This window comes from Paenibacillus sp. JDR-2, from assembly GCF_000023585.1.
Classification (GTDB): Bacteria; Bacillota; Bacilli; order Paenibacillales; family Paenibacillaceae; genus Pristimantibacillus.
The window spans coordinates 2938609-2954716 of record NC_012914.1 but is presented as its reverse complement, the minus strand read 5'-3'; the positions used below and the strand labels follow the sequence as shown (position 1 = coordinate 2954716).

Here is a 16108-nt window from a genome sequence, read left to right as displayed (position 1 = left end):
CATACTTCCCCCTATACATCATTTCATCAGTGAACGCTTGCCGACCTTATATTCAGCGAAGGAAATCCCCTCATAGCGCTTGAACTGGCGATAGAAGTGCTCGACGTTGTTATAGCCTGCCATTCGAATAAATTCCATGACCTTTCCCGGCTTCTGCAGAATTAAACGTTTGACCTCGGAGATCCGTACTTTGTTTAAATAATCATTAAAAGGCTCTCCCATCTTCTGCTTGAACAGCTGCCCCAGATAGGCCGAATTCAAATAAAACTGTCCTGCCAGACTCTTGAGAGATAATTCCTCCTGATAATGTTCATGAATATACATGACGATTTGTTTAATCAGCTCCGGTTCCTTAACCGTATCCGCGTTCAAATTCAAAATGCGGCCGCTTGTCTCATAGGCAAGCTGAATAAGCCATTCCCTCAGACGGTCGGGATGGTCCGTTCCCTCAGGCAGCACCTTCGCATAGTTATCGTTTATCTCCATGCCATGCTTTTGGCACAAAGTATGAAATTGCAGAACAATGCCGTACAGCAGGCTTCGGATTTCCACTTTTGTTACAGCCTTTGGAACAATTACGGTTATAAAGGTTGAAATATGATCCGTAATGGCCGTTTTGTCACCTGACTCCACCGCATCAATCAGCGCCTGTATATTCCAAACAAGCTTCATCGCTTTCGAGGTTTCGAACTCGGATTCGACAAACAGCTTCACGGCATCCTGACCGTCCTCCCAAGCCTCCAGCAGTTGAATGGCCTCCTGTTTGCCCCCTGCGATAGCTTCAAGCGGATAAGAACGGCTGACGCCTATTCTCACATCCGTCTTAAAAATTGATTTCATGGCGGAGCGGACATGGCGAAGCTTGAGCATGGATTTTTCCAGGTCATCGTGAAGAATGACGCCTATTCTGCCGAAGGAATCATCATACACATAGCCTACAGAGGCTTGTTCGAGCAGTTCTTCCGCAATATTGTGCAGTCCGAATTTATATAAAGTCGCGTCGCCGGGTTTATTTCGATAGATGCAGTGAAAATCGACGATTTCCAACATCGTAATTCGAATATGAGGCATTAAACGAATCTGATAGCGGGACTGCAAAACGCTTTTCCCATGTTCAGACAGGTGGCCATTCGAAAGATCGATCAGCATTTTGGCACGCGCGTTTCGATAGGTTAGTAGGTCTGCCGATAACCGGCTTTGCGTCTGATCCAGCTGGCCTCTGATAGAAGTAAGCGTTTCCGTAAGTTCGGTTACGTCTACGGGCTTGAGCAAATATTGGTTAACCCCATGCCTAAGGGCTTGCTTCGCGTAATTGAACTCATTGTGACCGCTTAAAATAATGATTGCAGGTCTCCTTTCCTGCTCGCTGAATTGCCCGATTAATTCCAGGCCGTCCATCTCAGGCATTCGAATGTCAGTAATAACCAGATGATAGTGCTCACGGGTTAATTTCTCCATGGCCTCGAATCCATTGCTAGCCGTATCTTTAATAGTAAAACCATAGTTTTCCCACTCAATCAGCATCTGCATGCCTTCCATCACCAATGGCTCGTCGTCAACCAGCAATACGTTATACACCCTATCTCCTCCTATATTTAAGGTAATAGAAAACCGCCGTCAGTACTGATGTTGAAATTACAGATGACATCTGCACTAAATATTGGTTTCCTTAATCTTATCTGATTTGTCTGTCCGGACATGATGGACAGACAAACGAAAAATCCGATATTCTTATCCAGCAAGGTAAGAATATCGGACGCAAAGTTTATGCTAGAATAGGCTGACTAAATAAGAGCAGACCGAATTGTCCCTAATGAGGTGAATGACCACGCATGGATTATTTCTTCCTGTCCAGATTAGCTAGATTAGATGTGAAGTGGGTCTCTGAATTACAAGGAAACGAGCATTTGCAACAATGGAAATCAAATCCGTTCTTTGAGCTCATCATGATAACGGAAGGGCCTGTTCATCTGCAGATTGGCGAGGATAAGCTGACTTTAAACAGCGGAGAATGCTACCTTTTGCGTTCCTGGGAACAACATAAGGGGTGGAAGCCGATTGGCGATCATTGCGGATTCTACTGGGTACAGTTTCTGACCGATCCCGCACCGGTCTATCAAGCAGGCATTCCTGACCCAACCCGACCAGTTGGCCCAACTAACAACCCGCATCCAGGCCTGCAGGATCTTCGCATAACCGAATCCTCCGCTTCGGATTATTTGCTGCTGCCGAGAAGATTAAAAGCGGCCAAGCGCTACGAACTTTTGGGGCTATTTGAACAGCTATGCGACCGGTTTCGGGAACCGGAGGGCTATTACCGCTACCGAAGTTCCCTGCTGCTGGGACAGATTTTGGGCCTAATTGCCGATAATTGGATGGAGCAACTGCCGGTGCAAACCGATTCTTCACCTAACTATTTACTCTATCGAAAGTTAGTTAATCTGCTGGATGAAACATACACCGGTGACGTCAGTAGTACCGCGCTTGAAGCAGAGTTACTGCATTCCTATGTGTATTTATGCCAAATTTTCAAGAAAAACGCGGGCATTACGATTGGGACATACGTGCAGCAGCTGCGTATTCAGCGTGCGAAGCATTTACTGGCCAGCACTAACCTGTCTGTCGCCGACATAGCGAAGCAATGCGGCTTTGAGGATCCATTCTATTTCTCCCGCATTTTCAAGAAGATAGAAGGACTTGGACCAAGCAGCTACCGCTCGAGAACAACTTCCACTTAGCTAAAATGCTAAATCAAATCATACATGCTGGGGAAGACAAGCTGTGACCAGAGGAACGCGAGTTAAAGTATGCAAAAAAACGGGCAAGCCATCATATCTTGGCATGCCCGTTTGGTGAATGATCCCATCACTTGGCTTCTAGATTTCGATCCCTTGCTGATATAGCGTAGTCTTCAACGTCTGAGCCATTCTATTATAGCCGAGAACATGAGGATGAAGTCCGTCAACCGTCAAGCCGTCTCGCAGCGTCATTCCATCCTGATCAACAAGCGCGGAGTGATAGTCTACGAAGAGATGACTTTGACGCCCGGCCAAGGCTTCCAGCCTGCTGTTTACTCGGACGATCATCTCATTTCGCGAGGCGTTTGTCCGGTTACCCGGTATATTCGTCGGCAGCAGCGAACATAGAATAAGCTTTTGCCCGTGCTCATCCGCCATTTGAACCATCGCTTCGATATTCTTCCCGATAAGCTGCTCGACCTCATGCGGCGTATTGCCCGCTGCGTCCTTATCATCCAGCACCCACGTATCATTGATGCCTATCATAATAACCGCATTGGCGGGCTTCAACTGAATAACATCCGCCATAAATCTGCGTTTCGCGAACTCCGTCTTATCTCCGGCGATCCCTCGGTTAATGACAATGCGCGACGTTCCGCCAAAATATGCCTGCAGCTCCCAGCAGTGGGTAATCGAATCGCCTACGAATACGAAATCGACAGACAGCTTGTTATTAACGATAACCTCATTCTTGGCGTCAAATTCAAGCCTGCGGGCATCCGCAGCAGCCTGAACCGTGAACATGCCGGGACGAACGATTGGAATATGCATAGGTAGACAACTCCTTTTAAGCACTTTCTCCCTAGCATAGCTGAGCATGATCTTTGAATTAAATGCAATAGTTATAGGATGTTACTGTACTATTTATGAAATTCGATTGGAGCCCTTCCAAATTTCTGCTATAATTCTGCATTATTATAACGACATGGAGGTTACCATCATGAGTTTTCAGCACCATTTTACAACATTCCCTGTCTTAGAAACGGAACGGCTTATTCTCAGATCGTTTACTCAAAATGATTCAACGGATGCGGATGCTCTGTTCCTAATGCTTTCTGACTCCGAAAGCGCAAAGTTCTTCGGAAACACGCCGATGGACTCCAAGGAAAAAGCCGTCCTTTTAATCGGCAGATCCCGGCAAAGATTTGAATCGATGGAAATGATCCGCTGGGCGATAACTCTTAAAGATAATGGCACTGTCATCGGTATGGTTATTGCAAGAGATTTCGAGCTTGAAGCAGCAGGTGATCTGGAATATATCATCCTGCCGGAATATTGGGGAAAAGGCTATATGACCGAAGCCCTTCGCGCGGTTATTGCCTACGGATTCGACATCCTGGAACTGAAGCGTCTGCAAGCTAAGGTCATGCCCGAGAATGTCGCGTCCCTTGCCGTATTGCGCAAATTACACTTCCAACAGGAAGGATTGCTGAGGCAATATCCTTTTGGTTTATGGATCACGGACACTCTTATGTTCTCTCTTCTTGATTCGGAGTGGAAATAAACCTTCGAGAGCGCCAAAAAGAACGAATTCAGACAATGAGTTCGTTCTTTTTGTTTGCTTTTTAACTCGTTTTCAGAACAAATCGCGGGTTATTTTCTTCGCCAGGAATTCGCATTTGGCTGCCATGGCCGCATCATCCGACAAGCACCGGTACTCCTGCTTGAATAGCTGGTGCTTCATCAACTTATAATATTCAAGCAGTACTTCTTCCAGCGACATCTGGTAGCTCATCAGGAATTTGACGTCCATCATCGCTCTTACGAGCACATGCTCCTGAAGGAATAACAGATTCTCGTTAAATGCATTGTAAATTCCTTTGTTTTTCCCTTCGAGATGGATTTCAAGTATTTTCTTCTCCCTTTTCTTCATCGCATCGGTTAATCGAACGTGCAGATCCGGATACACCGCCTGCAGCTCATTCAAGAACCCGTCGGAGATATAAGCCGCGATCAGGATCGACTGCTCCAGGAGTTGTTGGAACACGGTTCCATAAGAGTCCACTGTATCAGCGGCATCAACGTCAAATTCTTCAATGAATTCGACGAGCACATCAACCGCGCTCCCCATGACCTCTTCCTTGGATGCAAAATATTTATACATCGTTGCCTTGCTTACATCCATATACTTGCAGATGGTTTCCATTCGAAGCGCCTGAAAACCATTCTTTCGTACGATTGGGATTACTTTTGCCACAAGTTTGCTTCTCATTTCCGCATGCGGATCTTTAGTCTCTTCCTTTGGGGTCATGCCAATGCCTCCTTCAATAGCCCTATTATACAAAAAAACGAAGGATACGAACACACTAAACGTTTTTTACGTTTTTCGTTTACACCGGACAATTCGTGTGGTATTCTGTTCACCGTAATCGAATTTCATTTCGAAGGAGAGAAACAAAAGATGAAAACAAGACAACTTGGCAACAGCGATTTGACCGTATCTTCAATCGGGCTTGGCATGATGGGAATGTCCTCCGGCATTTATGGTCTAGCGAATGATCAAGAATCCATAAACGTTATTCACCGCGCTTTGGAATTAGGCGTGACCCTATTAGATACAGCCGATGCTTATGGCAATGGGCACAACGAAGAGCTTCTCGGACAAGCGTTGAAGGGGCGCCGTGATCAAGCGGTCGTAGCGACCAAATTCACTTTTGGACCAAATTGGGAATTCCGAGGAGGCCATCCCGATTACGTCAAGCAAGCGATCGATGAAAGTCTCAAGCGGCTTGGCCTTGATTACATCGACTTGTATTACCAGCATAGAGTTGACCCTAACGTGCCGATTGAAGAAACCGTTGGCGCAATGGCTGAATTGGTGAAGGCCGGCAAGGTCCGGTACTTAGGCTTGTCCGAAGCTGGCGCGGGAACGATCCGCCGGGCGCATGCCGTTCATCCAATCTCCGCGCTTCAAACCGAATATTCGTTATGGAGCCGCGAAATCGAGGATGAGATTCTGCCCGTCGTACGCGAGCTTGGCATCACGCATGTTGCTTACAGTCCGCTTAGCCGAGGTATTATTACCGGTGAAATTCGCAGCTTCTCCGACTTCGCCGAAGATGATATTCGTAAATATATGCCGCGCTATCAAGGCGAGAATTTCCAGAAAAATCTGGATGTTCTCGAAGAGATTAAGAAGATTGCGGCCGAAAAAAACTGTACGCTTTCGCAGCTCGCTTTGGCATGGACAATTGCAAACGGAGCTCTTCCAATTCCGGGAACTAAACGCCTAAAATATTTAGAGGAAAATGCCGGAGCTGCCGCTATCGAATTGACTGCCGATGAACTGGCTCGCATTGAAGCCGTCAGTCCGAAAAATATCGCCCACGGTGAACGCATGAATGAATCGGGTATGCAGGCCGTTAATCTATAATCAAATAAACAGACGAAAGACCAAGCCAGCCCAGGCTGCCTTGGTCTTCTCTTTCCCTCTTAGTTCACTTTAATGATTTGCCATTGCAGATTGGTGCTGCCATCCCAATTCCATTGTTTTACGGGCGAGCTCTGCGCGACATTGCCACCGCTGTCGAAGACCATGCCGTTTTGACGATTGACGATTCGGTAATATCCTCCGCCGACATCAACAATACTGAATTGCTGATTCGTGCCGCCGTTTACCGCCCATTGAATGAGCGAGGTTCCTTGCGCGACATTCCCTCCGCTATCAAGCGCCATTCCGTTCGTTCGGTTGACGAACTTGTAATAACCGCTTCCCGCATCCAGTATTTGAAACTGTTGATTCGTTCCCCCGTTCCACACCCATTGAATCGCGGATGTGCCTTGCGCAATATTACCTCCGCTGTCTACCACCATTCCATTCGTCCGATTAACAATCTTATAATATCCATTCGGATCAAAGCCGCTTGATCCGCTGCTATCCCCCGGCTTAATGACAAGCTGGTAAGCGGAGCTTGCATTCAAATTATTCAGCGTAAATTGCACGTTGCCGCCTGAACCCGCATAATTGGTGCTTGAGAGCAGATAAGTCCCTGTAGATGTCGTTTTATTGGAATTATCTACACCCCAGACTTCAATTTTAGTTACTCCGTTCGTCTGCAGATTAGCCGGAATATTGTTGACGCGCATATCCAGGCTGCCGCTGCCCCCGCCAAAGATGACGGCCGATAGCTTTCTGGCGCTGTCATAATACCCTAATCCCTGCATGTCTCCGTTTTGCGTTGGAGGCGTAACTGCTATGGTCTGGCCCGTGAACCCTCCGTACCATTGGAATAGATACCATGCCCCAGCTTTGGTGTGCGACGGCGTAAGCAATTCGTCCAGTTGCCCTTCCTTATACCAGTAAGCAAGACCGGCATGTACTTTGCTATTCTCAAACCGAGCCATGTATTGCGTCAATTTGCCCGGTACGCCTAACTCCGTATTTTTGCCATATTCGTTAATAGTAATGGGAAGATCCGCAATGCCAAGCGAGTCTTCCATGCTCCGGTAATCGTTATAGCTGTTGTACCAAGTGCTTGCCGTATCATCGAGTTCATGCCAGCTCGTATAGTCGGGCAATACATTGTTCGCCTTCGCGAAAGTAAAAAAAGAACGATATGCCGCGCTGTTATAATGTTCGAAGTTTGGTCCAACGATCTTCGCGCCAGGATCAATCGATCGAATTAATTGGTAAACGGTCTTCCAATCGTTCTGGAAGTTCGTCAGCTTTGTTCCCGATGTTCCATACCAGATCCAGTCGGGTTCATTAAATGGAACGTACAGAAACCTTGTCCGGTTCACATTGTTTTTCACTTGGTTTGCTATCGTCGATACTTTGGTTAAATAATCCGTAAAATTGTTGGGATAAGGCCACTGTGCGTAAATATCCTGCATGTAAATCTGAACATACTTGCCTCCCGACCTGAACCATTTATCCGCCACGACAAAGGCATCGCCTCCGGCATGCTGTTGGCCGCCCGGGGCCATCTGTCCCGTCATATCCAGCGAATTCAGCCCGGTTAAGAGAGAATCATCCGGAGTTGCATCATTCTCTAGTCCATATAAGAAGCCCGTCGCCCCATGCAGAGGTGCCCCCGTTGATGTTCCAAGGTCTACTGTCATCACTGGATTTGCAGCATAACCGTTATGCGGAATGATAAATAGCAAGCACATAATTAACATGAGCATTAACAAACTAGTACTCTTCTTCAACCTGTTCCCTCCTCGAATAACTGATTATCCTTTCACTGCCGAACCCACCGTTAGCGCCTTTTCAACCTGATCACCTAGTATCAGGTACACCACGATAACCGGAATGCTCGATAATACCATCGCGGCCCCCATCGGCCCCCAATTCGTCGCGTATTGACCGGTAAAGGACAAAAGCCCGATCGGCAGCGTTTTTATGGATTCCTTCGTGGCCAGAATCAGGGATAAAGTAAATTCGTTCCACACGTTCATAAAAGAAAATATCGTAACCGTCGCAACGGCCGGTTGAACCAAGGGCAGCATAATCTGCAGAAAGGTCCGATAGATGGAGGCACCATCCATAAAGGCTGATTCCTCGATCTCCATCGGAATCGTTCGGAAGAAGCTGTAAAATATAAGGCTGGAAAACGCCAAATTAAAAGCGACATACGGGAGAATCAATCCCAGATACGTATTCGAAATACCCATATCGCGAACGAAGACGGCCAGCGGAATCAAGATGACCTGTGTCGGTATAAATAACCCGATTAGGATATAAGAGTTCGCGAAAGATCGCAGCTTCCAAGTCATTCTCGCGGATGCATAAGCGAACATTAAACTGAGAATCAGAATAGCGATTATCGATATCAAAGTAACGATCAGGCTATTTTTGAAATACAACGTAATGTCGAAAGACTCTACGGCGTCCCGGTAATTGTTAAATCTAATCGGATGCGGAAAGCCAAGCGGGTTGGTCGTAAATATTTCGTCATTATTTTTCAGCGAGAAGAAAATGAGATAGATCAGCGGATACAAGGAGATAACGAGATAGATCCAAAGACCGGCCGGCATGGCGATGTTCTTGAGAGATCGGATTATTGTCATCGAAGCCACCTTAATACGTAATGCGTTCACGCGCTACAAATTTATTGATTAAGAAAGTGACAAACAAGCACTGCAGAACAACGACAACGGCAACCGCGCAGCCGTAACCGTACTGATCCAGCTTAAAAGCTGAACGGTACATCATGTACGTTAGCGTGTAAGTAGACGTCCCAGGCCCGCCTTTGGTCATGATCTGCATGTAAGCGAAGGCGTTAAGGCCGGCGTTAAGCGTAAATATCAAGCATATCCGGTACGTTTCCGCGAGCAGTGGAATTGTTATTTTCCGATGGATTTGGAAGGTAGTGGCCCCGTCAATCTTAGCGGCCTCGAAGAAGTGCTCGGGAAGAGATTTGGCTGCGGCATAGATAAGTGCGAATTGATAACCCATCCCTTGCCAGGCAGCCACCATCGTGACCGCGATGATGGAAGACAGGCCCAGGTTAGACAACCAGTCTTGGCTATAGGACAAGCCTAGCGCCTGAAACAGCTTGTTGATCATCCCGTATTGCGGATTGTACATCGAAATCCATAACTGGCAGACAACCGTTACCGACAGGACAACGGGTATGAAATAAGCTCTGCGCAGCATGTTTTTGCCTTTGATTCGAGGATTAAGCAGGATCAAGGCAAACACCGTGGCTAATACCAGTTGAAAGACGGTTAGAATAACCGCGAATATAAAACCGTTCTTAAGCGATACATAAAAGATATCATCGTGAATCAGGGTGTTAAAATTATTCAAACCAACAAACTTCGCTTTCAGTACGCCATCCCAGTCAAACAAACTCATAAACAACGTTTGGACCAGCGGATACATGACGATAACCGTAAATACGATTAGTGCCGGCAGAACAAAGATGGCCGTGGCTAAAGGATTGGAGCGAAGCGTTCTCATGAAATCACGCACCTTCGTGTTCAGTCTTCGATTAGGGGCACGCTCCGCATGTTGAACGGAGCGCGCCTTTGTACATACAACCTGCGCAATTAACGGCGCGTTACTTTTTGAATACGGTCTTGGCTTGCAAAGCATCCACTTCTTTAATGAAGTCGGCTGCGCTCTCGCCCGCAACCAGCTTCTGAAGCAGCTCGCCGAAGCCGGTCGAGAATTCTTTGTTGGGAAGCGTGTGCTCTACCGTGCCGAGTATTTGATATTGCGAAGACATGCTAAGCAGTTTTTTCGTCATATCCGGAACGGCAATCTCCGAGGTAAGACCATCCAATTTGAAGGTGGAGTCGATGCGGCCTTCCTTTACATAACCGCCTTGAGCGATCAACTTGGCAAGAGTGATCGCGACCTGCATCGCTTGATCGGGATCTTTCACCTTCGAGGATACAGCTAAGCCGCCCAGCTCCGCCGCGCCCGGCATCGCATATTTGTTCGCGTCTTCCTTGCCTTGATCGGTCGTTGGGTATACGTCCAGGAAGTCAATGTTGCCGATGTCTGCTCCAAAATCCTTGACCATATCGCCGATATCCCACTCGCCGTTAATTAACATGGCTGCTTTGCCCTGATGGAATAAGCCGCGCGCGGAATCATAGTCGTACGAGGTTGCTCCCTTCTGGAAGATCCCCGCTTTAATCAGCTCTGCCATCTTGCCAATCGCGTCCGCCATCTCCGGATCCGATGCTTTGATATCTCCGTCGTTTAACGCCATCATTCCTTTTGGATTCACGCGCATCGCGAACATATCAAAGAAGGCGCCGATTGGCCATGCTTCCTTCGCGAACATCGGAATCGGAACGATGCCTGCCGCATGAAAGGCTTTTACCGCCTCGAGCAGTTCCGGATAATTCGTTGGTACCTTAACTCCGTTATCGCTAAATACCTTTTTGTTGTAATACAGAGGATCAATCCCCGGGCCGTTTTGCGGAATGGCCCAAATTTTGCCGTCCGTATACTTCAATTGCGTATCGAGGGAGCTTTGAATCATATCGGCCTTGGCCGTCGAGGCATCCCAAGCCGCCGTCAAATCCAGAATCGAACCCGATTGGATAGCCGCGTCGAATTGGATCGGCATAAGGTTGAAGAAATCAGGCAGATCGCCGGTTGCGATTCTGGCTTTCAAGGAGTCCCCGTTGTCATTCATTTGCGGTTCGTATTTAATCGTAACGTTGGGGTAGATTTTCTTGAGTTCCTCCGCCGCCCAATCTGCCGGAGCCTTCTCGTCATCCGTGGAATAATGAGTGAGAACCTTGTAAGTCACGGGATCAGCGGCTGTATTGGATGCGCTTGGCGACGCTTCCGCAGAGGCCATGTTTGATGCTGTCGCATCAGGAGAGTTACTGCTAGAGGCTTGGTTGTCATTGTTGCTGCCGCATGCCGATAACGATAACGACAGCAGAATGGCGGACATAGCGATCGAAAGCGGTTTTTTCATTCCGGTAGTCATAGAATTTTTTCCCCCTATTCATTTGTGAAGCATGGCTTCATTGTAATCAACCTGCCAGACCTCATGAAGGGAATTAACGGGCATCCGTTGGTACTTTTCAGGACAAAAAAAGACACGCGATTATCGCGTGCTAAGAATGAGCGAATCCGTATTTCGTATAAAATCATCCGGCAACTCCCCGGCAGCGAATTTCTGCAGCTCTTCTCCGAAGGCGGCAGCGAACTTCTTGTTGGGAAGCGAATGCTCCGGCATAGACCGCATCACGTAATGGCTCTTGGATAGAAGCAGTCTCTTCGTCATCTCCGACAAAGGGTGCTCGGGGGTCAGTCCCTCCGTAGGAATCGTCACCATTGTGCTGCTCTGCAATTCGAACGAGTATATTTGGAAGGCCCTCGTATACGCAGCCGCGACTTGAACGGCTAAATCCGTGTTAGGCGCATTAGCTGCCACCGCTATTCCGCCAGGTTCTCCTCCTCCCGGCATAGCCAATGGATTTGCCTGAACCGCTCCCTGATCCGTTGTCGGAAAGACATCCATGAAATCCACATCCTTCCCGAGATGGGCTTCGGTATCGCTAATGTCCCATTCTCCGCTAATAAACATGGCGGCTTTGCCGCTGTAAAACAGCGCTTTTGCGGAAACGTAATCCGTGGCAATCGCATTCTGCTGAAACACGCCGTTCTGAATCAATTCGCCCATCTTCCGAATAGCTTCCTTATAACCGGGATCAGAAGCCTTTGCGGTACCTTGGCTAAGGGCCATCATGCCATCTCGATTGGCCCGCATCGCAAACATGTCGAAGAATGCTCCAACCGGCCATGCCTGCTTGGCGAACATCGCAATCGGAATGATATTATGACTTCTCAATACCTTGACGGCAGTAAGCAGCTGCGCATAATGAGTGGGAACTTCAATGTTATACGTCTCGAACAGCCGTTTATTGTAATACAAAAGATCAGCAGCGGGACCGTTACGCGGAAAAGCATAAATATGTCCGTCGGAGTATCTGAGATTGTCGGCTACGCTTGGAATCAATTGATTGGCATAGTCCGGATGAGCATTGAAATAGCTGTACAGTCTAATGACGCTGCCTGAAGTAATGACATTCTCGATGGTCTGTCCATTAATGTCCATGATTGCCGGAAGGTCTCCCGTAACAAGCCGTGTCTTGAATTGCTCCCCGTTATCATTGGCTAATGGCTCAGGAATAAGGGTGACATTGGGGAATTGCTTATGAACCTCCGCAATAGAGGCGTCCACAGGCAGCTTCTCCGCAGCGTTGGAGTAATGGGTCATGATGCGATAGGTATAGATTGTTGCGGCAGGAACTTCCGTTAGCCGGTCATTGCCCTCTTGGTTACCTCCGCATCCGGATAATGCCGCGGCGAGGGAAGCGATTAACATCGGCATAATTAACGTTTTCACTCTCATGTCGACAACCCTCCCTCTACGGGCGGAATCGTAATGGTAACCTTCGTGCCCCTGCTCATACCGCTCTCCACCTGAATGCCGTAACGTTCTCCGAAATACAACTGAATTCGTTCATGAACGCTCTTTAGTCCAAAAGACTTTCCTGCTGGGATCGGCTGAGCAGCAGGGTCGATGTTCGCTTGCCATTCCTCAGTCGGGAATCCGATTCCATCGTCTATGACTTGCAGAATAATGCCCTGGCGATCCCAGAACCCTTTTATCGTAATCTTGCCAGGCGTCATTTTAGGTCTAAGCCCATGATAAATCGCATTCTCGATAAGCGGTTGAATGGTCAGCTTGATAATCGTGTACTCCAGGATGGCCGGGTCCACATCGATCGTAAAGTCGATGATATCGGAATAACGGGTTTTTTGAATAAAGAGATAGTCTTCCGCGACCTTTAGCTCTTCCGCGATTGTAATAATCTCTTTTCCTTTACTCAGCGAGATGCGGTAGAAATCAGCCAATGCCATGGTTGTATCGGCGGCAAGCGACGTTTTCCCTTTTTCGCAAAGCACATAGATCAAATCGAGGGTATTGTAGAAGAAATGAGGTTTGATCTGCGCTTGAATAAGAGCGAATTCGTATTCCCGCTTTTTTCTTTGTTCCTGGGTCACTTTATTTAATAAGCCGTTTATGGTCACGATCATTTCGTTAAAGGTGCCGGCTAGAATCCCTACCTCGTCTTGCGACTTCACTTCGCTAGCCGTGTTGAGGTTCCCTTCCCGAACCAGCTTGGCTACTCTGGTCAGCTTGATGATCGGCTTGGCAATATGGCGGGATAAGACAATCGAACTGATGATGGCTATGATCGTACACAACAGGCCAACAACAAATATCGTGAAGGAGTTCGTATAAGTGTCAATCGTCAGCTCTTTTACCATCATCTGCTTGTACAAAGTCCAGCCTAGCTCCGGAATCTCCTTCTTCACGATGAGATAATCGCCATTACCCAGGTGAACATATTTCGATTCCCCATCATTACCCGTTTGAAGCCAATTCAGGAGATTAGCGTTTGGCACGGGCTGCAGCAGAGCATCCTTGTCCGTTGAAGAAACGACCCGTCCATTGGCGTCCACAATATTGAAGCCGTCTTCCCCTTTGATGCCCTCCATTGGAAATATCGAAGAGAACGTACTTTCCCTAATGTTCAAAATGATGATCCCAAGAGTCTCTCCCGACTCGATATCGACTACTCTCTTCCCAATGGTAAGAACCGGACTGTTCGGATCGGTCGTCAAATAATCCCTGGTCTGCATAGGGAACCATACGCTGGTCGGAATGCCCGGAGCTTTTAACGACTCTAACATCCGGCTTCTCATCGCCTTGTCCATATTGGCATTTAACCGGTAATCCGATACGTACAGGTTGTTCATGGAGTCCATATAGGCTATCGACTCAATGTCCTTGAATGCCCGAAGATTAAAGTCGAATTCATTAAGGATCTGATTTTGAAACCTGACATTCTGATACGTATTTTGTTCTCCGATGCCAAGATCCTGGTAGATCCGGTTAATATCCTTAACCAGAATACTGGAGCAGGTCTCTCCATTGCTGTAGATGTTATCCATGCGAGCCGAGATCACGCTGGTTTCTCCCTTAATGTTCACCTTCGTCTTCTGAAGGGTGGAATCGGAGAAAATGCTATTGGAAGTAAACACAATGACTAGAAGAGGCAGGACAACGATCGGAATAAATACAATGGTTATTTTCTTGCGAATGTACATATTCCGGTACAAGTCGAACAGCTTTCTCATATACGCCCCATATATTCGCTTGGCAGCACGCCGCAATGCTTCTTGAACACCTTGCTGAAATAACCGGCATCACTGTACCCCACTCTTTCGGACACTTCCTGAAGCTTGATTCCCGTAGTCTCCAATAGCTGCTTTGCTTGATTAAGCCGGACATACGTGATATATTCCGCGACGCTTACGTTCAGCTCCTTCGCGAATACTTTGCGGATATAGCTAGAATCCAGATGGAAATAACGGGCAATATTCTCGACGCTTAGCTCGCTGTCCGAATAATGGAGGTCGATATGCTCCTTGACTTCCCGGACGATTTGAAGCGGTCTTGAAACCTTTTGTTTGCTGTAATAGGCAATAGCTACATTAAAAATTTGATTAAGCCATTCGAACGTATCTTCCAGCGAAGACATGCGTTTAATTTGCTGATAGGGACGGAAGTCGCTGCCCAGCACCTGCTCCATGTCTCCTCCCATCTCCGTTATATAGGACAAACATAGGGACACAATGCTCATAAATATGGCGTAAGAGAAATCAACCGGCAGCTGATGGTCCCGGATATAGGCTTTAATTTCATGAAGCGAAGCCTCTGTTTCCTGACAATCATTGCGCCTAAGAGCAGATAACAGCTCCCCGTTCCACTTCATGGAGTTAAATCCGACGCCTCTTCCTTTATCGTTCAGAGAACTATAAGGGATAAGACCGCCGTTGCCGGATATCAATTTATTTTGCAATGCGATAACGGTCTCCGCATAAGCGGCTCGAATATCCTTTAATTCGGCTGCTGGCCGTGACACCCCGACGGTAATGGTGAATTTGAAATAAGTTTTGACATAGTCGCATAGTTTGCGGTATCCTTCAAGCCTTGTTTCTGAAGAATCCTCTTCTTCATCCAGGACATGCAGGATAACAATACGCCCCTCCGGCCCATTAAAGACGATCATCGGTTTACGCGAAACAACAACCTCCATCAGCACGTTGGAAACGGCGAATTTCCACAAGGCAATCTCATGTGACTTGCTCCAAAGCTGATACATCTTATCGATCTCAATGGATACGACCATAAAAGGACCTTGTTGGAGCTTCACCCCTTGTTTATCGAAAAAGCGTATAAATTCGTCTTCCTGTCGATCGAACTCTTCGGTCAGAATCGTGTTTAGCAATCTTTCCTTGGCTAGGAAACGATCATCCATCGCTTGCACGATTTCATCCTTCCGCTTGTTAATGATCGCTTTGAATTTGAACATGGAAGCTAACAGCTCATCCTTCTTGAATGGCTTCAAGACATAATCTTCAACCCCAAGCTTAATGGCCTTACGCGCGTATTCGAACTCGCCGTACCCGGTAAGCAAGGCGATTAAGGTGTTTTCATCAGCATTCTTCAAAGCTTCGGCAGCCAACAACCCGTCCATAATCGGCATGTTAATATCCAGCAGCGCGATCTGTGGCTGCCATAGCTCCGCGAGCTCGAGCACTTCCTTGCCGTTGCGTGCCTGCGCGCAGATCTCGAACCCAAGCGCCTCCCAATCCGTCAAATGAGCCAAATAGTCACGGAATTCCGGCTCGTCATCCGCTATAAGCACTCTAATCATAGAGATAGTCCCCCCTGCTTTTGAAACCGCTGTCTTTTTATAATGTAACACCAAATGCAAACGATAAAATAGCACGACTTTTCATATTAATTCTATTT

Annotated in this window: 13 protein-coding genes; 3 read left to right on the top strand and 10 right to left on the bottom strand. The window is 47.4% G+C overall.

What is annotated here, in order from left to right; translation table 11 throughout:
* Positions 1–18: 18 nt before the first annotated feature.
* Positions 19–1578 carry a response regulator gene (locus PJDR2_RS12990; RefSeq protein ID WP_015844156.1) on the bottom strand — a complete coding sequence of 520 codons (1560 nt, stop codon included), beginning with the start codon at positions 1576–1578 and terminating at the stop codon, positions 19–21.
* A gap of 329 nt (positions 1579–1907) precedes the next feature.
* On the opposite strand from PJDR2_RS12990, the gene PJDR2_RS12985 reads away from it, so the two are divergent.
* On the top strand, positions 1908–2738 hold the full coding sequence (locus PJDR2_RS12985; RefSeq protein ID WP_190276194.1) for an AraC family transcriptional regulator: 831 nt from the start codon (positions 1908–1910) through the stop codon (positions 2736–2738).
* A 138-nt stretch (positions 2739–2876) separates the two neighbouring features.
* On the opposite strand, the gene PJDR2_RS12980 is transcribed toward PJDR2_RS12985, so the two are convergent.
* On the bottom strand, positions 2877–3569 hold the full coding sequence (locus tag PJDR2_RS12980; protein ID WP_015844154.1) for a GDSL-type esterase/lipase family protein: 693 nt from the start codon (positions 3567–3569) through the stop codon (positions 2877–2879).
* Positions 3570–3738: 169 nt separating this feature from the next.
* On the opposite strand from PJDR2_RS12980, the gene PJDR2_RS12975 reads away from it, so the two are divergent.
* Positions 3739–4302: a GNAT family N-acetyltransferase gene (locus PJDR2_RS12975; protein ID WP_015844153.1), complete on the top strand. Its 564-nt coding sequence runs from the start codon at positions 3739–3741 to the stop codon at positions 4300–4302.
* Positions 4303–4374: 72 nt separating this feature from the next.
* Here PJDR2_RS12975 and PJDR2_RS12970 read toward each other — a convergent pair whose 3' ends face one another.
* Positions 4375–5049, bottom strand: a complete 675-nt coding sequence (locus PJDR2_RS12970; protein WP_015844152.1) for a TetR/AcrR family transcriptional regulator — start codon at positions 5047–5049, stop codon at positions 4375–4377.
* 150 nt (positions 5050–5199) lie between these two features.
* Between PJDR2_RS12970 and PJDR2_RS12965 the strand changes: the two genes are divergently transcribed.
* Positions 5200–6171: an aldo/keto reductase gene (locus PJDR2_RS12965; RefSeq protein WP_015844151.1), complete on the top strand. Its 972-nt coding sequence runs from the start codon at positions 5200–5202 to the stop codon at positions 6169–6171.
* Between the two features lie 59 nt (positions 6172–6230).
* Here PJDR2_RS12965 and PJDR2_RS12960 read toward each other — a convergent pair whose 3' ends face one another.
* The 7 genes from PJDR2_RS12960 to PJDR2_RS12930 form a co-directional block, all read right to left on the bottom strand.
* Complete coding sequence (locus PJDR2_RS12960; RefSeq protein WP_015844150.1) at positions 6231–7949, bottom strand: RICIN domain-containing protein; 1719 nt, start codon at positions 7947–7949, stop codon at positions 6231–6233.
* Positions 7950–7973: 24 nt separating this feature from the next.
* Positions 7974–8810: a carbohydrate ABC transporter permease gene (locus PJDR2_RS12955; RefSeq protein WP_015844149.1), complete on the bottom strand. Its 837-nt coding sequence runs from the start codon at positions 8808–8810 to the stop codon at positions 7974–7976.
* 10 nt (positions 8811–8820) lie between these two features.
* Positions 8821–9705, bottom strand: coding sequence for a carbohydrate ABC transporter permease (locus PJDR2_RS12950; protein ID WP_015844148.1), 885 nt, complete (start codon positions 9703–9705; stop codon positions 8821–8823).
* Between the two features lie 100 nt (positions 9706–9805).
* On the bottom strand, positions 9806–11200 hold the full coding sequence (locus PJDR2_RS12945; RefSeq protein ID WP_015844147.1) for an ABC transporter substrate-binding protein: 1395 nt from the start codon (positions 11198–11200) through the stop codon (positions 9806–9808).
* A gap of 120 nt (positions 11201–11320) precedes the next feature.
* Entirely contained in the window at positions 11321–12631 is a 1311-nt protein-coding gene (locus PJDR2_RS12940; RefSeq protein WP_015844146.1) for an ABC transporter substrate-binding protein, read from the bottom strand.
* Positions 12628–14427: a sensor histidine kinase gene (locus PJDR2_RS12935; RefSeq protein WP_015844145.1), complete on the bottom strand. Its 1800-nt coding sequence runs from the start codon at positions 14425–14427 to the stop codon at positions 12628–12630. Before PJDR2_RS12935 ends, PJDR2_RS12940 begins: the two co-directional genes overlap by 4 nt.
* A complete protein-coding gene (locus PJDR2_RS12930) occupies positions 14424–16010 on the bottom strand; it encodes a response regulator (RefSeq protein ID WP_015844144.1) in 1587 nt (528 codons plus the stop codon). Before PJDR2_RS12930 ends, PJDR2_RS12935 begins: the two co-directional genes overlap by 4 nt.
* Positions 16011–16108: the final 98 nt, after the last annotated feature.